The 19,992-nt window shown below is 64.7% G+C and carries 17 protein-coding genes; 12 read left to right on the top strand and 5 right to left on the bottom strand.

What is annotated here, in order from left to right; genetic code table 11:
* Positions 1–11 precede the first annotated feature (11 nt).
* The 4 genes from algG to AC3IYG_RS13235 all read left to right on the top strand — a co-directional run bounded on the left by algG (position 12) and on the right by AC3IYG_RS13235 (position 5,640).
* A complete protein-coding gene (algG, locus tag AC3IYG_RS13250) occupies positions 12–1,541 on the top strand; it encodes a mannuronan 5-epimerase AlgG (RefSeq protein WP_489309079.1) in 1,530 nt (509 codons plus the stop codon).
* Positions 1,542–1,545: 4 nt separating this feature from the next.
* A complete protein-coding gene (locus tag AC3IYG_RS13245) occupies positions 1,546–2,931 on the top strand; it encodes an alginate O-acetyltransferase AlgX-related protein (protein ID WP_489309078.1) in 1,386 nt (461 codons plus the stop codon).
* Entirely contained in the window at positions 2,931–4,031 is a 1,101-nt protein-coding gene (locus AC3IYG_RS13240) for a mannuronate-specific alginate lyase (protein ID WP_489309076.1), read from the top strand. Before AC3IYG_RS13245 ends, AC3IYG_RS13240 begins: the two co-directional genes overlap by 1 nt.
* 175 nt (positions 4,032–4,206) lie before the next feature.
* Positions 4,207–5,640, top strand: coding sequence for a mannose-1-phosphate guanylyltransferase/mannose-6-phosphate isomerase (locus AC3IYG_RS13235; protein ID WP_489309074.1), 1,434 nt, complete (start codon positions 4,207–4,209; stop codon positions 5,638–5,640).
* A gap of 89 nt (positions 5,641–5,729) precedes the next feature.
* Here AC3IYG_RS13235 and acnA read toward each other — a convergent pair whose 3' ends face one another.
* Positions 5,730–8,456, bottom strand: coding sequence for an aconitate hydratase AcnA (acnA, locus tag AC3IYG_RS13230; RefSeq protein ID WP_489309072.1), 2,727 nt, complete (start codon positions 8,454–8,456; stop codon positions 5,730–5,732).
* A 154-nt stretch (positions 8,457–8,610) separates the two neighbouring features.
* Between acnA and rlmM the strand changes: the two genes are divergently transcribed.
* A complete protein-coding gene (rlmM, locus tag AC3IYG_RS13225; protein ID WP_489309071.1) occupies positions 8,611–9,666 on the top strand; it encodes a 23S rRNA (cytidine(2498)-2'-O)-methyltransferase RlmM in 1,056 nt (351 codons plus the stop codon).
* Between the two features lie 93 nt (positions 9,667–9,759).
* Here the strand turns inward: rlmM and AC3IYG_RS13220 are convergent, their stop codons facing one another.
* Positions 9,760–11,316, bottom strand: a complete 1,557-nt coding sequence (locus tag AC3IYG_RS13220; RefSeq protein WP_489309069.1) for an alpha/beta hydrolase — start codon at positions 11,314–11,316, stop codon at positions 9,760–9,762.
* A 164-nt stretch (positions 11,317–11,480) separates the two neighbouring features.
* Between AC3IYG_RS13220 and tusA the strand changes: the two genes are divergently transcribed.
* On the top strand, positions 11,481–11,732 hold the full coding sequence (gene tusA / locus AC3IYG_RS13215) for a sulfurtransferase TusA (protein WP_489309067.1): 252 nt from the start codon (positions 11,481–11,483) through the stop codon (positions 11,730–11,732).
* A complete protein-coding gene (locus AC3IYG_RS13210; protein ID WP_489309065.1) occupies positions 11,732–12,187 on the top strand; it encodes a gamma-glutamylcyclotransferase family protein in 456 nt (151 codons plus the stop codon). Before tusA ends, AC3IYG_RS13210 begins: the two co-directional genes overlap by 1 nt.
* On the opposite strand, the gene AC3IYG_RS13205 is transcribed toward AC3IYG_RS13210, so the two are convergent.
* Positions 12,172–13,578 carry an MATE family efflux transporter gene (locus AC3IYG_RS13205; RefSeq protein WP_489309063.1) on the bottom strand — a complete coding sequence of 469 codons (1,407 nt, stop codon included), beginning with the start codon at positions 13,576–13,578 and terminating at the stop codon, positions 12,172–12,174. The genes AC3IYG_RS13210 and AC3IYG_RS13205 overlap by 16 nt on opposite strands.
* A gap of 234 nt (positions 13,579–13,812) precedes the next feature.
* Between AC3IYG_RS13205 and pdxB the strand changes: the two genes are divergently transcribed.
* Complete coding sequence (gene pdxB, locus AC3IYG_RS13200; RefSeq protein WP_489309062.1) at positions 13,813–14,955, top strand: 4-phosphoerythronate dehydrogenase PdxB; 1,143 nt, start codon at positions 13,813–13,815, stop codon at positions 14,953–14,955.
* Positions 14,956–15,123: 168 nt separating this feature from the next.
* Here pdxB and AC3IYG_RS13195 read toward each other — a convergent pair whose 3' ends face one another.
* A complete protein-coding gene (locus AC3IYG_RS13195; protein WP_489309060.1) occupies positions 15,124–15,300 on the bottom strand; it encodes a PA1571 family protein in 177 nt (58 codons plus the stop codon).
* A gap of 198 nt (positions 15,301–15,498) precedes the next feature.
* Between AC3IYG_RS13195 and AC3IYG_RS13190 the strand changes: the two genes are divergently transcribed.
* The 4 genes from AC3IYG_RS13190 to AC3IYG_RS13175 are packed head-to-tail and all read left to right on the top strand — an operon-like array spanning position 15,499 to position 19,069.
* Positions 15,499–16,620: an ATP-NAD kinase family protein gene (locus tag AC3IYG_RS13190; protein ID WP_489309058.1), complete on the top strand. Its 1,122-nt coding sequence runs from the start codon at positions 15,499–15,501 to the stop codon at positions 16,618–16,620.
* 45 nt (positions 16,621–16,665) lie between these two features.
* Entirely contained in the window at positions 16,666–17,100 is a 435-nt protein-coding gene (locus AC3IYG_RS13185; RefSeq protein WP_489309056.1) for a thiol-disulfide oxidoreductase DCC family protein, read from the top strand.
* Positions 17,101–17,106: 6 nt separating this feature from the next.
* Positions 17,107–17,265: a hypothetical protein gene (locus tag AC3IYG_RS13180; protein ID WP_489309054.1), complete on the top strand. Its 159-nt coding sequence runs from the start codon at positions 17,107–17,109 to the stop codon at positions 17,263–17,265.
* Positions 17,266–17,296: 31 nt separating this feature from the next.
* On the top strand, positions 17,297–19,069 hold the full coding sequence (locus AC3IYG_RS13175; RefSeq protein WP_489309052.1) for an ABC transporter transmembrane domain-containing protein: 1,773 nt from the start codon (positions 17,297–17,299) through the stop codon (positions 19,067–19,069).
* Between the two features lie 6 nt (positions 19,070–19,075).
* Here the strand turns inward: AC3IYG_RS13175 and rhtA are convergent, their stop codons facing one another.
* Complete coding sequence (rhtA, locus tag AC3IYG_RS13170) at positions 19,076–19,957, bottom strand: threonine/homoserine exporter RhtA (RefSeq protein ID WP_489309051.1); 882 nt, start codon at positions 19,955–19,957, stop codon at positions 19,076–19,078.
* Positions 19,958–19,992 lie beyond the last annotated feature (35 nt).

The raw sequence follows: 19,992 nt of genomic DNA, 5'->3' as shown, positions 1-19,992 counted from the left end.
CAGGAGGTTTTATGTACGCAATGAGCAGGGCCGCGCTGACCCTTGCCGGGCTGCTTGCCTGCATGCCCGCGCCGGCGGAAACGCTCGAGCCGCTGCCTGGCGGCTACCGGATCAGCGCCGAACCGGGGCGCTCGGTGGAAATCCCGCCACCGCTGCTGCCGGATCTGTCCGGCTTCACGGCAGCGGCGGTGCAGGCCAAGATCCAGCGCAAGCCGGCGGGCCGGGCCGTGATCCAGGAAATGCTGCACGAGAACGCGCTGGATGAGTTCATCGGCGGCGAGGAGCGACTGCGCGAATGGGTCGTGCGGCAAAAACGCATGCCCCAGGCGATCTTTATCGAAAAAGGCTATATGAACAGCGCCGACCTGGCGCGCCAGTTGCCGCAATCCGCCTTCGTCGAGACCGCTCCGGGTATCTACCTGGCGCGCCTGCCGATCGTCGTGCGTCCCGGCGCGACCCTGCACATCGACGAGAGCACCAAGGAGCTGCGGCTGTCGCAGGAGGCCGGTGCCTTCCTGGTGAACGACGGGCGGATGTTCATCACCGGCACCAAGGTCACCGCCTGGCGCGAGCGGGAAGGTACTCCGGCGTTCTGGCGTGACGGCAAGGAGTTCCGACCTTACTTCCTGGCCTGGGGCGGCACCGAAACCTACATTGCCGACAGCGTCATCAGCAGCTTCGGCTACGACGCCAGCAAGGCTTACGGCATCAGCATTTCGCAATACAGCCCGAGCATGGCGCCGAAGATGAAGCGCTCGCGCCCCACCGGCTGGCTGCTCAATTCGCGTTTTATCGACATGTGGTACGGCTTTTACTGCTATGAGGCCGACGATGTGGTGATTCGCGGCAATACTTACGAAAACAACATCGTCTACGGCATCGATCCCCACGACCGCTCGCGGCGACTGATCATTGCCGAGAACGAAGCCTATGGCACCCGCAAGAAGCACGGCATCATCATTTCCCGCGAGGTCAATGACAGCTGGATCTTCGATAACAAGTCCCACGACAACGAACTCTCGGGCATCGTTATCGACCGCAGCAGCGTGAACAACCTGATCGCCCGCAACGAGACTTACAAGAACCGTTCCGACGGCATCACGATTTACGAAAGCTCGCGCAACCTGCTCTGGCAGAACCGCAGCATGAGCAATCAGCGGCATGGCATCAGGGTGCGCAACAGCCGGGGTGTCGACCTCTACGACAACATACTGGTGGCCAACCAGCTCGCCGGTATCTATGGCCATATCAAGGACCTGCGCGGCACCGACCGCGACCTGCATGAGGACCCTTACGAGGCGATGCTGTCGTTGCGCATCGTCGGCGGGCAGATGGTCGGCAACGGTTCCAGTCCGATTTCCGTGCAGTCGCCGAGCAAGCTCGAGCTCTACAAGCTCACCATCCTCGCCCCGCAGAAGGCTTCCGGCATCTCCTTCTCGGGGCTGCTGGGCGAGCGGCAGAGTGAAATCATGGACATTCTGCTGCGTCAGCAACAGGCGGTGCTGATCGAGCCCGTCGGCAACCTGGCGAGCAAGGAGTGATGGCATGAAAAGCGTACGCATCCTGCTCGGCGCCGGCCTGCTGGCCAGCGCCGCCAGCCTCCCGGCGGCACCGACCTACCAGGCCGAGGCCTGCTGTCAGCTTTGTCCGGCGGCGGCCGATGCCAGCGCTTACCAGGTGCCGGGGCTGCTCGGCCATGGCCGCTTGATCGAAGCGCAGGATGGCTGGCTGTTCAGCAGCGCCCAGGACTTGCGCACCGAGTTCGGCCTCGAAGAGCAGAACTACCAGCAGCTCAAGCGGCTGCGCAATGCTCTCAAGCACAGTGGCGTCGAGTTGCTGGTGGTGTATCCGCCCAGCCGTGGCCTGCTGCATGGGGACAAGCTGAGCGCCGCCGAACGTACCGGCTTCGATCAGGCCAAGGCGCAGGACAACTACCGTGCCACCCTGGCGCGTTTGCGCCAGCTGGATATCTGGGTGCCGGACCTGGCCAGCCTGCTGCAGACCGAAGCCAGCAACGCGGATTACTTCTTCAAGGGCGACCAGCACTGGACGCCGCAAGGAGCCGAGCGCACCGCGCAACTGGTGGCGCAAACGGCGCGCAGCATCCCGCGGTTCGACCAGCTGCCGCAGGCGCAATTCCAGAGCCGGCCGGCAGGCTTGGTTGCCCGCGGCGGCTCCCTGCAAAAAGCCGCTGAACAGCTCTGCGGCACAGGCTATCCGCGTCAGTTCGTGCAGAGCTATGTCACCGAGCCGGTCGCGGCCGCCAAGGCCGGGCGGGCGGAGGTGGTGCTGGTCGGCAGTGGCAACAGCGCGAGCGCCTTCAACTTCGCCGGCTTCCTCGAACAGTACCTGGGCACCCCGGTACAGAACGTCTCGCAACCCGGTGCTGGCCATGAAGGGGCGTTGCTGCACTACCTGATGAGCGCCCAGTTCCAGAGCCAGCCACCGAAGCTGTTGATCTGGGAGCTGGATGACGCCGGCAGTCTCAACCAGCGCAACTTCTATCGTCAGGCGGTGCCTGCCGTAAACGATGGCTGCACGGGGCGGCCGGCCTTGCTGCAAGGCTCGGTCAAGCTGCATTCCGGCGGCAATCAAGTGCTGTTCAACGGTACCAATGGCGTGCTGCCGATTCGCAGCAGCGATTACCGTATCGATCTGCAGCTCGACGATCCGGCCGTGCAGCAGCTTGGCGCCACCCTGACCTTTATGAACGGCCGCCAGGAAACCCTGATCTTCAACCGTGCCACCAGCGGGCGTTTCCTGCTGGAGTTGCGCGAGGATGCCGATTGGGATGAGCTGACCTTTCTCTCCCTGGATGTGCAGCCGCTCGGCGGTCTGTCCACGGTTGCCGACCTGAGCGCCAGGCTGTGCAATGTGAAGAGTGACGAGGACCGTCCAGGCCTGCGCACCGCGCAGTCAGGAGCGCAGTGATGAACGCCCCGCGTTGCGGTGTGCTGATGCTGATCACCCTGTTGCCGATGACCGGGCTGGCTGCGGATCTGTTGCCGCCGCCCGGTTACTACCTGGCGGCGACGCTGAAGAAAGGCGAGGCCGACACCTGCCCCGTGGTGGCCCGGCCCTATGTCGGCGATTTGAATATCCCGAGCAAATACGAAGGCTCCGGCCCGGCGCGCGACCAGCTCAACCCGGAGGCCAATGCCCGTTACCAGAAGCAGGCCGACGAGATAAAGGTGCTGGAGAAAACCGTCAACAAGCAGGTCGCGGCCTATCTGCGCCTCGGCCGCCAGGGTCATGTCGACTGCACGCTGGAGTGGCTTGGCCAGTGGGCCCAGGCCCAGGCCTTGCTGAGTCAGCAATACACCCATACCGGCAAGTCGCTGCGCAAATGGGCGCTTGGCAGCATTTCCTCGGCCTATCTGCGCCTGAAGTTCTCCCATTCCCAGCCGCTGCGGGGGCGCGAGGCGCAGACCCGGCTCATCGAAGCGTGGATCGCCCGGCTCGGCGAGCAAGTGCTGAGCGACTGGCGCGAGCAGCCCTTGGAGCGCCTGAACAATCACCAGTACTGGGCCGCCTGGGCCGTGATGGCGGCCGCCGTGGTGGTCGACCGCCGCGACCTGTTCGACTGGTCGGTCTCCCAACTGCGCATCGGTATCTCCCAGGTCGATGCCGAGGGCTACCTGCCCAACGAGCTGAGCCGGGAATCCCGCGCGCTGGCCTACCACAACTACAGCATGGGGCCGCTGCTGATGCTGATGGCCTTCGCGCAGGCCAATGGCGTCGACCTGCGCGAAGAGAATCGCCGGGCCATCCCGCGGCTGGCCATGCGCGTGGAGCAGGGCATCGACGATCCGCAGCTGTTCGAGGACAAGACCGGCTTCGAGCAGGAGCTGGAGGATCTGCAGGAAGACGGCAAGTTCGCCTGGCTGGAGCCGTACTGCGCCCTCTATCGCTGCGCGGCGAGCACCGACAAGTGGCGCCGCTCGATCGAACCGTTGAAAACCTACCGGCTCGGGGGCGACCTCACCCAGCTGTTCGCCAGCCCGCAGGATCAGCGCGCTGGGAGTGATTGAAAGACCTGATGCGCGGCCCTGTGGAAGAGGGCTGCACGTGATACCGACCACCGGCCGTGGCAGTCAGGGGGGCTGCGCGGTCCAATGAAGGGTTGTTCAGCGGCAGTCGGAGCCTGAGCTCCAGTGGTGAGCCTTCGTACCTGACAGAGATCAAGGTTTCAGAGGAGATGCGAACATGATTCCAGTCATTTTGTCTGGCGGTAGCGGCTCACGGCTCTGGCCGTTGTCGCGCAAACTCTACCCCAAGCAGTTCCTGGCCCTGGTCGGGGAGCGCACGCTGTTTCAACAGACCGTGCAGCGCCTGGCGTTCGATGGGATCGACCGGCCGATCATCGTCTGTAACCTGGAGCACCGCTTCATCGTCGGCGAACAGCTCGGGGCCATTGGTATCAACCCGCAGGCCATGCTGATGGAGCCATTTGGCCGCAACACCGCACCAGCGGTGGCGATCGCCGCGCTGAAGGTGTTGGCCGAAGGTCGCGACGAACTGTTGCTGGTACTGCCGGCGGACCATGTGATCAGCGATGAGGCCGCTTTGCGCCAGGCGCTGGAAATTGCCCAGGTGGCCGCCGACGAGGGCGAAATGGTGCTGTTCGGCATTCCTGCCGAACGCCCGGAAACCGGCTTCGGTTATATCAAGGCGGCCCGTGGCGATGCCGGTGATTTTTTGGTGCCTGGCGCTTGGCGCGTCGGCCAGTTCGTCGAGAAGCCGGATATCGCCCGCGCCAACGAATTCGTCCGTTCCGGTGGTTACTACTGGAACAGCGGTATGTTCCTGTTTCGTGCCAGCCGCTACCTGGACGAACTGCGCAACCACGAGCCGGATATCTACGACACCTGCGTGCTGGCCCTGGAGCGCAGCAAAGCCGAAGGTGCGGTGGTGCGCATCGATGCCGAGACCTTCGCCTGTTGCCCGGAAAACTCCATCGACTATGCGGTGATGGAGAAAACCTCGCGTGCCTGCGTGGTGCCGCTCAACGCCGGCTGGAGTGATGTCGGCTGCTGGTCGTCGCTCTGGGATGTGCACGCCAAGGACGACAATGGCAATGTACTCAAGGGCGATGTGGTGACGGAGAACAGTCACAACTGCTACGTCCATGGCAATTCCAAGCTGGTGGCCCTGCTCGGGATGGAGGATGTGGTGGTGGTGGAAACCAAGGACGCGGTGATGATCGCCCACAAGGACTGCGTGCAGGATGTGAAAAAGCTGGTCAATACCCTGGACGGCGCCGGCCGTCAGGAAACCCAGAACCATTGCCTGGTGTATCGCCCTTGGGGCAGTTACGACTCGGTGGACGCGGGTACCCGCCATCAGGTCAAGCACATTACCGTGAAGCCGGGCGCGCAGTTGTCCTTGCAGAAGCACCACCACCGCGCCGAGCACTGGATCGTGGTTACCGGCACGGCCAAGGTCACCTGCGATGACAAGTGTTTCCTGCTCACGGAAAATCAGTCCACCTACATTCCCATCGCCTCAGTGCACCGGCTGGAGAATCCGGGGAAAATCCCGCTGGAGATCATCGAGGTGCAGTCGGGCAGCTACCTGGGCGAAGACGATATCGAACGGCTCGAGGACGTCTACGGCAGGACGGGTAAGGTGGTGGGCTAGTCGGGCGATTATCCCCGCGCATGCGGGGAGCCAGTAACCGAGTAGCAAGCAGGTGTCGCCGCCGACGCCACCTGCAACCCGCGATCAGATCAACCGGCCAGCAACTGGCGCAGCACGTAGTGCAGAATGCCGCCGGCCTTGAAGTACTCGATCTCGTTGAGGGTGTCGATGCGGCACAGCACTTCGATGCTTTCGCGCGTGCCATCCTCGCGGCTGACTTCGACCGTGAGGTTCATCAACGGGTGCAGTTCCACGCCGTCCAGGCCATGGATGCCGAGCTTTTCCCTGCCGGTCAGTTGCAGGCTCTTGCGGTCCTGTCCCGGCTTGAATTGCAGCGGCAGCACGCCCATGCCCACCAGGTTGGAGCGGTGGATACGCTCGAAGCTTTCGGCGATCACCGCCTTCACGCCGAGCAGGTTGGTGCCCTTGGCCGCCCAGTCGCGGGATGAGCCGGTGCCGTATTCCTTGCCGGCGACCACCACCAGCGGCGTGCCTTGTTCCTGATAGCGCATGGCGGCATCGTAGATCGCCAGCTTCTCGCCACTCGGCACGTGCAGGGTATTGCCGCCTTCCTCGCCGCCGAGCATTTCATTGCGGATGCGGATATTGGCGAAGGTGCCGCGCATCATCACTTCATGGTTGCCGCGTCGCGAGCCGTAGGAATTGAAGTCCTGCGCTTGCACACCGTGTTCGCGCAAGTAGCGCCCAGCGGGGCTGTCGGCCTTGATATTGCCGGCCGGCGAGATGTGGTCGGTGGTCACCGAGTCGCCGAGCAGGGCGAGAATCCGCGCCTGGTGGATGTCGCCGATGTGCGGTGGCGCGTCGGCGATATCCTCGAAGAACGGCGGGTGCTGGATATAGGTGGAGTCGGTCTGCCAGGCGTAGGTATCGGCTGCCGACACCTCGATCGCCTGCCATTTCTCGTCACCGGCGAAGACCTCGGCGTATTCCTTGTGGAACATGCGGGTGTCGACCTTGAGGATGGCTTCGGCGATTTCTTCCTGGCTGGGCCAGATGTCGCGCAGGTACACCGGTTTGCCGTCGGCGCCTTGGCCAAGCGAGTCTTCGCTGAGGTTGATCCGCACCGTGCCGGCCAGGGCGTAGGCCACCACCAGCGGCGGCGAGGCCAGCCAATTGGTTTTCACCAGCGGATGCACGCGGCCCTCGAAGTTGCGGTTGCCGGAAAGCACCGAGGCGACCGTCAGGTCGGATTGCTGGATGGCTTTCTCGATCGGCTCGCGCAGCGGCCCGGAGTTGCCGATGCAGGTGGTGCAGCCGTAACCGACCAGATCGAAACCCAAGGCATCCAGGTACTGGGTCAGGCCGGCGGCATTGTAGTAATCGGTGACCACCTTGGAGCCCGGTGCCAGCGAACTCTTCACCCAGGGTTTGCGTTGCAGGCCTTTGTCGATGGCTTTTTTCGCCAGCAGGCCGGCGGCCATCATGACGCTGGGGTTCGAGGTGTTGGTGCAGGAGGTGATGGCGGCAATCACCACGGCGCCATTCTTCAGGCGATGGGTCACCCCTTCGTACTCATAATCGACCTCGCCGCTCTGGGCTGTCCCGCCGCCACCTTCGCTGAGCAGACGGCCGATCTCGCTGGCGGCGGGTTTGGCTTGCAGGCCGAGGAAGTCATCGAACGCCTTGGCGACGTCGGGCAGGGCGACGCGGTCCTGCGGGCGTTTCGGCCCGGCCAGGCTGGCCTCGACGCGGCTCATGTCCAGTTCCAGGGCATCGGTGAACGCCGGCTCCTGGCCGGGCAGGCGCCACAACCCCTGGGCCTTGCTATAGGCCTCGACCAGGGCCACGGTCTGCTCCGGGCGGCCGGACAGGCGCAGGTAGCCGAGGGTGATCTCGTCAACCGGGAAGAAACCACAGGTCGCGCCGTATTCCGGCGCCATGTTGGCGATGGTGGCGCGGTCGGCCAGCGGCAGGGTAGCCAGGCCATCGCCATAGAATTCGACGAATTTGCCGACCACGCCCTTCTTGCGCAGCATCTGGGTGACGGTCAGGACCAGGTCGGTGGCGGTAATGCCTTCTTTCAATTTGCCCGTGAGTTTGAAGCCGATCACCTCGGGGATCAGCATCGACACCGGTTGGCCGAGCATCGCCGCTTCCGCTTCGATACCGCCGACGCCCCAGCCGAGAATACCGAGGCCGTTGATCATGGTGGTGTGCGAGTCGGTGCCGACCAGGGTGTCGGGGAAGGCGTAGGTCTTGCCGTCTTCTTCCTTGGTCCAGACCGTGCGGCCGAGGTATTCCAGGTTGACCTGGTGGCAAATGCCGGTGCCCGGCGGCACCACGCTGAAGTTGTCGAAGGCATGCTGGCCCCAGCGCAGGAAGGCGTAGCGCTCGCCGTTGCGCTGCATTTCGATCTCGACGTTCTGCTCGAAGGCCGAGGCGCTGGCAAACTTGTCGACCATCACCGAATGGTCGATGACCAGATCGACGGGGGAGAGCGGGTTGATCTTCTGTGGGTCGCCACCGGCCTTGGCCATGGCCGCGCGCATGGCGGCCAGGTCGACCACGGCCGGTACGCCGGTGAAGTCCTGCATCAGCACGCGGGCCGGGCGGTACTGGATTTCACGCGCCGAGCTGCGGGTTTTCAGCCAGTCGGCCAGGGCCTGGAAGTCGACGGCGCTGACGGTCTTGTCGTCCTCCCAGCGCAGCAGGTTTTCCAGCAGGACTTTCAGCGACATCGGCAGTTTGTCGATGTTGCCGAGCGTCTTCGCGGCTTCCGGCAGGCTGTAGTAGTGATAGGTCTGGCCGCCGACGTCGAGGCTGCGGCGGCTGTTCAAGCTATTCAGGGACGGCATTGCACATCTCCTATACCCACACGGTTGGGCTTTGGTTCACAGCGCAGAGTCTTCAACCTAGCTCTGCTTGGAGGGTCCCGCCATTTAACTGGACTGCCGGACGGCGCCTGGGTTCCCAACTCCGCTATCATGCGCCGCTTGAGGAGAGCCCCCGATGAACACTTTGTTGCTGCATTGCCGCCCCGGTTTTGAAAATGAGGTCTGTGCCGAGATCGCCGAGCACGCCGCGCGCCTGGATGTGGCGGGTTACGCCAAGGCCAAGCCGAACAGTGCCTGCGCCGAATTCATCTGCACCGAGGCCGATGGCGCCGAGCGGTTGATGCGCGGGCAGCGCTTCGCCCAGCTGATTTTCCCAAGGCAATGGGCGCGCGGGGTGTTCATCGACCTGCCGGAAACCGACCGGATCAGCGTGTTGCTCAAACACCTGGTGGATTTCCCCACCTGCGGCAGCCTGTGGCTGGAAGTGCTGGATACCAACGACGGCAAGGAACTGTCGAATTTCTGCAAGAAGTTCGAGGCGCCCCTGCGCAATGCGCTGAAGAAGGCCGGCAAGCTGGTCGAGGACGTGAACAAGCCGCGCCTGCTGTTGACCTTCAAAAGCGGCCGCGAAGTGTTTTTCGGCCTGGCCGAGGCGAACAATTCCGCCCTCTGGCCGATGGGTATCCCGCGTTTGAAGTTCCCCCGTGAGGCGCCGAGCCGTTCGACCCTCAAGCTGGAGGAGGCCTGGCATCAGTTCATCCCGCGCGAGCAATGGGACGAGCGGCTGTCGGGCGACATGACGGGCGTCGACCTCGGCGCCGCGCCTGGCGGCTGGACCTATCAACTGGTCAGACGCGGCATGCTGGTGACCGCTATCGACAACGGGCCCATGGCGGAAAGCCTGATGGACACGGGGTTGGTCCAGCATCTGATGGTCGACGGCTTCACCTACAAGCCGCGCAAACCGGTGGACTGGATGGTCTGCGACATCGTCGAAAAGCCTGCGCGCAGCGCCGCCTTGCTGGAAACCTGGATCGGTGAAGGGCTGTGCCGCGAGGCGGTGGTCAACCTCAAACTGCCGATGAAGCAGCGTTACGCCGAAGTGCGGCGCCTGCTCGAACGCATCCAGGATGGTTTCAACGAGCGCGGCATCAAAGTCGCCATCGGCTGCAAGCAGCTTTACCACGACCGCGAAGAGGTGACCTGTCACCTGCGGCGCTTGAGCAAGTAGCGCGAGCTGCTCGCTTATGTCGGAGCGGGCCATGCCCGCGATGCCGTGTCGTGCCGGGTTTCGCGGGCATGGCCCGCTCCTACGGTCTGCCGATCACGGCGATAAGTGATTAGCCATGCGCGGTTGCATGGGCAGTAGCCTGGGTAGCTCGATTTCCCCGCGCAGGGTCACGGCTGACGGCTGCCAGGAGCCATTGAACAGGTACTGGCCACTGAAACCGCTGACGCTCAGGCCCAGTACGTCTCCCGGCTGAAGCACGCTGCTGACGGCGGCCAAGTCGGTCTCGGCCTGGCCGGTCAGCGGGGTGACTTGTTCGCTCAGTACCTCGCGGCGGCCATCGGCGCGTTGCACCCGCAACGAGGCGAACAGCGTCGGTGCTTGCGCAGCTTCATCCAGATAAATACGCGGCACACCGACCAGGGCGCTGACCTCCCGCACTGTGTGCAGCGGGATAAACTTCGCCGGCTCCAGCCAACCGCTGCTCAACGGGCGAATCCGGGTGGCCGGCAGGGCTAGCCGTTGCTGGGCGCCGGGCAGTTCATGCAGGGCCAGCCCCTGTTCCAGGTTCAGGCTCAGGCACAGCTGCGGCACGCTGGCGGCCACACCGCTGCGGCCGTCCAGCTTGTCCTGGTACCAGGCGACTATCGCTTGATAGAGGTTGATCGCGCGGTCACCGCAGTGCAGCACCGGCTCGTTGTTGAACGGCGGCAGGCCGCTCCAGTGCTGCATGGGTGGCGGCAGGATGTGCCCGCCCTGCATGCCCAGCAGGCGGATGTCGGCATCGCCTTGTTGCAGGCAGTCGCGAATCGCCAACCCCTGGTTGAGCGGGAACAAGGTGTCGCGCATGCCCTGGATCAACAGGGTGTCGGCCCGGGGCCGCTGGCCGCGGGCGCAGTAGCTGGCCAGGCTATGGGCCTTGAGCTCGGCCTGCACCGGCGCGCTCATCGTGCCGCCCGCGCTTTTCAGGTAGGACGCCTGGGTGAACTTGCCGAGGTCATAACCGGTGCCGAGGCCGAGGCCGAGCAATACGCCGGTCCAGCCGACTTTCATGTGTCCGCCCGGCGCCAGCGCTTCGGCCAGGTCGTACCAGGTGGCGATCGGTACCAGGGCGTCGATGCGCGGGTCTTCGGCCGAGGCCAGCAATTGCACGGCACCACCGTAGCTTTCGCCGAGCATGCCGACCCGGGGGTCGTTCGGGCCGTCCATGCGCAGGCGCGGCAGGTGCTGCGCCGCCCAGTCGATGACGGCGAGGGCGTCCTGCACCTCGTAGCGCGGGTCCATCATTTCGATATCGCCGTCGCTGCCGCCCCAGCCCCGCTGGTCGTAGCTGATCACCCAGAAGCCGGCTTGCCAGGCTTTCAGGGCCGCCCGCCCGGACATCATTTGAGTACCGTAGAAACTCGCCGGACCGGTCACCCGCCAGCCACCCCAGCCATGGGTGTGCACGATCACCGGGGCGCGGGCGCCGGCTTTCAGCGCGGGCTGGAACACGGTGGCGGAGAGCCTGGTGCCATCGCGTCCGCGGATGACCGCCTCAAAATGCCTGGCCGGCAAGTCCCGGTCGGCGGTGGCGGCGAAATCCGGCAATTGATCGCGAGCGGCACAGCCACCCAGTAGCAGGGCGGTCAGCAGGAGCAGATAGGGACGCATGGCTTTCTTATTCTTATGGCAGAAAGTGCCGCAGCTTGCCGCAACGGAGGATAGCTGGCAGCCCATCCAAGGTTGTGTCGGTCGGCCGCTGCCAATCGGACGGGTGAGGGTGACCTCGAGCCCAGCTTTGCGCGACAATGGCCACCAGTTTTTGGAGTGCCGCAATGTCTGAATTCGATACCACCCTGGCCGATGCCGTTCTGGATGCCACGGGCCTGTACTGCCCCGAGCCGGTCATGCTGCTGCACAACAAGGTGCGCGACCTGCCCGCCGGTGGCCTGCTCAAGGTGATCGCCACCGATCCCTCGACGCGCCGCGATATTCCCAAGTTCTGCATGTTCCTCGGCCATGAGCTGCTGCAGCAGCAGGAAGAGGCGGGAACCTACCTGTACTGGATTCGCAAGAAGAGCGCGTGATGCCTTTCTACTTCGCCTATGGCTCGAACATGAACCCCGCGCGGATGCAGACCCGCGGGCTCGACTTCACCGAGGTGCTGGCGGGGCGTTTGCCCGGTTATGCCTTGTGCTTCAACAAGCGCGCCCATGACCGCCCGGGCCGTGCCTACGCCAATATCCGTCACCAGCGCGATGGCGTGGTGGAAGGCGTGCTCTATCGCCTGGCGAACGACGATGAGATTCGCAAGATGGACCCGTTCGAGGGCACGCCGATCTTTTACAGCCGCGAGCGGATGCCGATCGTCACCGCCCAGGGTATACAGCCTGCCTGGGTCTATATCGCCAACCCGGCGCTGCGCGAAGAAGGCCTATGGCCGACCCGCGCCTACCTCGAACACCTGCTGGCCGGGCGCGCGTTCCTTTCCCCCGGCTATTGGGATGCGCTGGCCGCGGTGCCGGCTCATGTTGACGAGTAAGCCGCGACACTGATGCGGATGCGCTGGCGCGAGCTGTGGGCCAGGCGGATCGTCAGCATCACCGCGGCGCAGGTCAGACCGACGATCAGGCCTTGCCACAGCCCGCTCGGGCCGCTGGGTTCGCCGAACCACTGTGACAGCCCCAGCGCGTAGCCGACCGGCAGGCCGATGCCCCAGTAGGCGAACAGGGTCATGATCATGGTCGCGCGGGTGTCCTGATAACCGCGCAAGGCGCCGGCGGCGGCCACCTGGATGGCATCGGAGAACTGGAACAGCGCGGAGTAGATCAGCAGCGTCGAGGCCACGGCGATCACCGTGGCATCCGCGGTATAGATCTGCGCGATGCCGGCCCGCAGCCAGAGCATCAGGCTGGCGGAGAAACAGGCATAGGCCAGCGCGGTAGCGATCCCCACCCCGGCGACAAAGCGCGCTTCACGCGGCTCGCCACGGCCCAGCGCCTGGCCGACGCGCACGGTGACCGCCATGCCCAGGGCATAGGGGATCATGAACACCAGTGAGCTGAAGTTCAGCGCGATTTGATGGCCGGCGACCACATGCGCACCCAGGCCGCCGATCAGCAGGGCGATCACCGAAAAGATGCTCGACTCGGCGAATACGGCGATGCCAATGGGCATACCGACGCTGAGCAGGCGTTGGATCACCTGCCAGCGCGGCCACTCGAAACGGCTGAACAGCTGGCTGGATTTGTACACCGGCGCCCAATGCACCCAGCCGAGCATGCCGAAGAACATGAACCACATCACCAGCGCGGTGGCCCAGCCGCAGCCGGGGCCGCCCATCGCCGGCACGCCGAAGTGGCCGTAGATGAACACGTAGTTCAGCGGAATGTTCAGCAGCAAACCGCCGATGCCCAGCACCATGCTCGGCCGGGTACGGCCCAGGCCGTCACTGAAGCAACGCAGCACATGGTAGAGCGCGACGGCCGGAATGCCGCAGCCGATGCCATACAGGTAGGTCATGCTCGGGCCGATCAGCTGTGGGTCGACCTTCATCAGGTGCAAGACCGGCTCCGCGCACCAGAGGATCACGGCCGCGCTCAAGCCCACGGCCAGCGCCAGCCATAGGGCCTGGCGCACCAATGGGCCGATCTCGCTCTGCTGGCCGGCGCCAAAGCGTTGCGCGACCTTGGGCGTGGTCGCCAGGAGAATGCCGGTCATCAGCAGGAACACCGGCACCCAGATCGAGTTGCCCAAGGCCACGGCGGCCAGGTCGCGCGGGCTGACGCGGCCGGCCATCACCGCATCGACGAACCCCATGGCCGAGTGCGACAGCTGGGCAATCATGATTGGCAGGGCGAGGCTGAGCAGGGCGCGCAGTTCGCGGCGGGAGCGGTTCAAGCGTGATTCGCTGGCAGTCACGGGGCATTCCATTCGTGTATCAAGTGCGCACTGTATCGGCAGTGGTGGCCGGGCACTCGTCCTGCCTGAGTGTTGAGGCGAGCGCTGGAGGCGCCATAGAACAGGACTTGCTGGGGACTGCAGAGTCTACGCCCTGACGCATCGGTCAGGAAAGCGCGGAGCACCTCATGCCAGAGCGGTTCATGCCAAGGGCGACGCGGTGTATTGCTCTATCCTAGAATGGCAGCCTGATTTGCGGAGCCTGCCATGCGAATTCTTGCCGACGAAAATATCCCCCTGCTCGACGAGTTCTTTGCCGGATTCGGCGAGGTCCGGCGTTTGCCGGGCCGCGCCTTCGACCGCACGGCAGTGGCGGATGCCGATGTATTGCTGGTGCGTTCGGTGACCGCGGTCGATCGCGCGCTGCTACAGGGCAGCCGGGTGCGTTTCGTCGGTACCTGCACCATCGGCACCGACCATCTCGATCTCGACTACTTCGCCGAGGCCGGCATTGGCTGGGCCAGCGCCCCCGGCTGCAATGCCCGTGGGGTGGTCGATTACGTGCTCGGCAGCCTGCTGAGCCTGGCCGAAGTACGGGGCGTCGAACTGGCGACGCGCACTTACGGCGTGGTCGGCGCCGGGCAGGTTGGCGGGCGCCTGGTCGAGGTGCTGCGCGCCCTGGGCTGGCGAGTACTGGTCTGTGACCCGCCGCGCCAGGCCGCCGAGGGCGGCGATTACGTCAGCCTCGATGAAATCCTCGCCGAATGCGACGTACTGAGCCTGCACACACCGCTCACCCGCACCACCGAGTACCCGACCCATCACCTGCTCGATGCCGGGCGTCTGGCGCGGCTCAAGCCTGGCGCCTGGTTGATCAACGCCAGCCGTGGCGCGGTGGTGGATAACGCGGCGCTGCGGCGGTTGCTGGCCCAGCGCATGGACCTGGAGGCGGTGCTGGACGTCTGGGAGGGTGAACCGCAAGTGGATGTGGAACTCGCGGAGTCGTGCCTGATCGCCACCCCCCACATCGCCGGCTACAGCCTGGACGGCAAGTTGCGTGGCACCGCGCAGATCTACCAGGCTTTTTGCACTCATCTGGGCTTGGCGCCCACGGTGGAGTTGGACGAGTTGCTACCGTCGCCCTGGTTGACCGAACTGGGCCTGGATGCCGCGACCGCCCCGGGTTGGGCGCTGGCCCTGCTGTGCCGCGCTGTTTACGACCCGCGTCGCGACGATGCCGATATGCGCCGCAGCCTGGTGGGTTCGGTTGCCGAGCGCCGGACGGCCTTCGATGCCTTGCGCAAGCACTACCCCGTGCGCCGTGAAATCGATGGCCTGCGGGTTCGTTTGAGCGGCGAGGCGCCTGAGTTGGCGCGGCTGGTGAGGGCGCTCGGGGCGACGCCGGTCTAGCGGTTGATGCCCTGTGGCAAGCGCTGGGCGGGCGCTGAACTTGCGAAGAGGCGGAAACGCTTGATCCCCGCATCAGGCTGGAGAGGACAGTGGAGGTGCACTGTTGGGATCGCTGGTTCCCGCTCAGTCCAACCTACTTCCAGCCAGTGCAGTGCGAGGCTTGCGTGTTCAGGCGCGTTTGGGCGCCGACACCCAGGCTTTGTCCAGTTCGTTGCAGGCGCGTTGGATCATCAGTTCGGTGATCGGGATTTCCCGCCCCTGGGCGTCGATGATCGCGCCACCGACCGCTTGCTGTGGCTGCAATGGGGCTGCGCGACGTTCGGATGGGGTGTTTTGCATGTTCATGGTCTGTCTCCTCAGCAGGTGATGCGCCCAGTTTAAGTGGCATAAATGAACGCTCGGTGACAGCGTTTGCCGCGCTGGTGCGACGCGCAACCGTCAACGTGGTCACGCGCAGCAACCACCAGGCAGTCGGTGTGCCAGCCACCTTTTTCTGTTTTTACCCACTCATTGCCGCTTCGGCAGGCGTTCAACGAGGTAAGTATGTCGCGCTTTCATCTGGGCCTGATCATCAACCCACTCGCCGGTCTCGGTGGCCAGGCGGCGCTCAAGGGTAGCGATGGCGTCGCCACCGAGGCGCTGGCGCGTGGTTCGGTGCCTCTCGCGGCACAGCGTACGCAGGTCGCGCTGGAATGCCTGCGGCCGCTGGCCGAGCGTATCGAGTTCCTGACCTTTTCCGGCCCCATGGGCGGCGACCTGTTGCGCGCGATGGGTTTTGCCCATCGCCTGCTGGGTGAGTCGAGCGCGGGCATGACCAGTGCGGACGATACCCGGCAAGCTGTCGAAGCGCTGCAAGCGGCTGGCGTCGCACTGCTGTTATTTGCCGGCGGCGATGGCACGGCGCGCGATGTCTGCGCCGTAGCCCGGGAAGGGCAGCCGGTGCTGGGCATTCCGGCTGGGGTGAAGATCCATTCCGGGGTCTATGCCATCAGCCCTCGGGCGGCGGGCGAGCTGACCCGGCGGTTGATCGAAGGCGGCCTGGTGCGCCTGGCCAGCGGCGAAGTGCGGGATCTCGATGAGGCCGCCTTGCGCGAAGGGCGGGTGGCGGCCCGCTGGTACGGCGAACTGACCGTGCCGCAGGAGGGAGGGTATGTGCAACAGGTCAAACAAGCCGGGATGGAGTCCGAAGAGCTGGTGCTCAGCGAGCTGGCCGCCTGGCTGGAAGATACCTGGCAACGCAATGTGCGTTACATCCTCGGCCCCGGTTCCACCCTGCATGGCCTGGCGCATAACCTGGGCCTGCAGACCACCTTGCTCGGGGTCGATGTGATCGAGAATGGCCGGGTCATCGCCCATGATGTCACCGAGGCGCAACTGTTCGCGTTGGTCGAGGGCTATCCGGCTGTTCTGCTGGTCACGGCCATTGGCGGTCAGGGGCATATACTCGGTCGCGGTAACCAGCAGATCAGCCCGCGCGTCGTGCGTGCAGTGGGCCTGGAGCAACTGCGCGTGGTGGCCACCAAGCGTAAACTGGAAACCCTCGGCGGGCGCCCGCTACTGGTCGATAGCGGTGATCCCGATCTGGATGCGGCCTTCCCGGATGCGATCCGGGTCTGGGCGGGTTACCGGGAGGAGCTGCTTTACCCGCTGGGCTATGGGGCTTGAAACACCGGTGCGCGGCGCGCAACCGAATACGACGAGGATAGCTTTATGACGATTGACGCCTTGCCACCCTTTATCCAGCCTGGTGAGCGGGTGGTGCTGTTCGATGGGCTGTGCAAGTTGTGCAACGGCTGGGTGAAATTCCTGATTCGCCACGACTCTGAACAGCGCTTCCGGCTGGCGGCGGTGCAGTCGACGGAGGGGCAGGCGATTCTCGCCTGGTTCGAGTTGCCCACCGAGCGTTTCGACACCATGGCCTATGTCGAAGGCACCGAGCTGTTCGTGCGTTCCAGCGCGGTGTTGCGCATCGTTGCCCAATTGCCTTGGCCCTGGCGGCTATTCGCCCTGCTGCGCGGCTGCCCGCGCCCTGTGCGTGACTGGTGCTACGACCGCATCGCCTTGAACCGCTACCAGCTGTTCGGGCGCTATGACAACTGCCTGATCCCCAGCCCCGACCATAAGCGGCGGTTCCTGCATGACTGAGCGGCGGTGGCATTGTTTGCCTTGCGGCTTGATGTGGCGCTGCTGAGCCCCCATCTACTGATACAGGTCTTCAGTCCGGTGTCCACCAATCTGGCGGCGCTGATGTTGTGCCTGCTGGCCTGGTTGGCCGACACGCCGCCGGTGGTAAAGGCGGAACTCCACTAATCGGGGCCTGCGGGCCTGGCAGCGAGTACCCATGCTTTCGATCCTTTCATCCCGCCAGCGCACCGCGCTGCGCATGGCTCGCGATTTTGTCGCGCCTTATCGCTGGCAGGTGATCGGGGCCTTGCTGGCGTTGCTGTTTACCGCGGGCATCACCTTGTCCATGGGCCAGGGCGTCAAGCTGTTGGTGGACAAGGGCTTCGCTACGCAATCGCCGGCCATGCTCAATCAGTCGATTGCCCTGTTCATGGTGCTGGTGGTGGCCTTGGCGGTCGGCACCTTTACCCGTTTTTATCTGGTTTCGTGGATTGGCGAGCGCTTTGTCGCGGATATCCGCAAGCGCGTGTTCAACCACCTGATCAACCTGCACCCGGGCTTTTACGAGAGCAATCGCAGCTCCGAGATCCAGTCGCGGCTGACCGCCGATACCACGCTGCTGCAGTCGGTGATCGGTTCGTCGCTGTCGATGGCGTTGCGCAACGCGCTGATGTTGATCGGCGGGATCATTCTGCTGTTCATCACCAACCCCAAGCTCTCGGCAATCGTGATTGCGGCCCTGCCCTTGATCATCGCGCCGATCCTGATCTTCGGCCGCCGGGTACGCAGCCTGTCGCGCTTGAGCCAGGACCGGGTGGCCGATGTCGGCAGCTATGTCGGCGAAGCGCTGGGGCAGATCAAGACGGTGCAGGCCTACAACCACCAGGAGCAGGACAAGAGCCGTTTCGGCGGCACCGTGGAGCAGGCCTTCGACACCGCGCGGCAACGCATCGCCCAGCGCGCCTGGCTGATCAGCGTGGTGATCCTGCTGGTGCTGGGCGCGGTCGGGGTGATGCTCTGGGTCGGCGGCATGGATGTGATCGCCGGGCGTATTTCCGGTGGCGAACTGGCGGCGTTTGTCTTCTACAGCCTGATCGTCGGCACCGCGTTTGGTACGCTCAGCGAAGTGATCGGCGAATTGCAGCGCGCGGCGGGGGCCGCCGAGCGGATTGCCGAACTGTTGCAGGCGCGCAGCGAGATCAAGCCGCCGAGCGAGCCCGTGCGGTTGCCGCAACCGGTGAGCGGGCGGATCGAGCTGGACTCGGTGCGTTTCGCTTATCCGACGCGCCGCGACAGCTATGCCGTCGATGGCATCAGTCTGCTGGTCAAACCTGGCGAAACCCTGGCCCTGGTGGGGCCGTCCGGGGCGGGTAAATCCACGCTGTTCGATTTGCTGCTGCGCTTTTTCGATCCGCAGGAAGGCCGCATCCTGGTCGAAGGGCAGCCCATCACCGAGCTGGACCCGCAGGAGCTGCGCCGCTGTTTCGCCCTGGTCTCGCAGAACCCGGCGTTGTTCTTCGGCAGCGTCGAAGACAATATCCGCTACGGCAAGGCGGCGGCCTCGCACGCCGAAGTCGAAGCGGCGGCGCGTGCCGCCCATGCCCACGACTTCATCATGAAGATGCCAGACGGCTACCAGACGCACTTGGGTGACGGTGGCCTGGGGCTTTCCGGCGGGCAGCGGCAACGTCTGGCCATTGCCCGCGCGCTGTTGGTCGATGCGCCGATTCTGCTGCTGGATGAAGCCACTAGCGCGCTGGATGCGGAAAGCGAGCATCTGATCCAGCAGGCTCTGCCACGGCTGATGCGCGGGCGCACCACGCTGGTGATTGCCCACCGACTGGCGACAGTGCAGAACGCCGATCGCATCGCGGTGATCGAGCACGGCAAGTTGATTGCCGTCGGCAGTCACCAGGAGCTGGTGGCGAGCAATGCGCTGTACCGGCGGCTGGCCGAGTTGCAGTTCAATACGGCGGAGGCGGTGGCCTGAACCGGCTTAGCTCAGGTTCAGCTTCTGTGCTTTGGGCTTGACTGTGGTGGCGGTGCCGACCGAGGCGATGATGATCGCGCCAATGGCCAGCCATTGCGTCGTGCTCAGTTGTTCATGCAGGAACAGCAGGCCGGAGAGGGCGGCGATCGCCGGTTCGATGCTCATCAGCGTGCTGAACGTGCGTGCCGGCAGGCGGGTCAGCGCGGCCATTTCCAGGCTGTAGGGCAGGGCCGTCGAGAGGATGGCCACCGCAATCGCCATGGGCAGCAGCGACAGGCTGAAGAGGCTGCTGCCGGCCTGTACCAGACCGATTGGAAAGACGATCAGCGCCGCCACGAGCGTCCCCAGCGCGACGGTATGGCCGCCATGTTCGGCCCCGGCTTTCTGGCCGAAGACGATGTACAGCGCCCAGCACACCCCGGCGCCGAGGGCCAGGCCCATGCCGAGCGGATCGAGTTGCGCGCTCGACTGCTCGCTCGGCAGGAGCAGCACCAGGCCCAGCACCGCCAGTGCGATCCAGACGAAGTCGATGATCCGCCGCGACGACAGCAGCGCCAGAACCAGTGGGCCGGTGAACTCCAGGGCCACGGCAATGCCCAGCGGCACGGTTTTCAGCGCCATGTAGAACAGCAGGTTCATGCTTCCCAGGGCCGCGCCATAGGCGATCAGCGAGCGGCTCGAACGCAGGCTAAGTCGGGCGCGCCAGGGGCGCATGACCAGGCACAGGATGAGCGCACCCAAGCCCAGGCGCAGGGCCGAAATGCCCTCGGCGCCGACGATCGGGAACAGTCCTTTGGCCAGGGCTGCACCCCCCTGGATCGAGCACATGGCGATAACCAGCAGGCCGATCGGCAGGAGAATGGACGGTGTGTGTCTTGAGCCAGGCATCTGTGTATCCGTTGCTGAAAGCGGGTAGCCGCTGC

The sequence above is a fragment of the Pseudomonas sp. KH_027 genome (assembly GCF_057838565.1).
The sequence above is the reverse complement of the archived record's forward strand: the minus strand, read 5'-3'. Positions and strand labels throughout refer to the sequence as shown.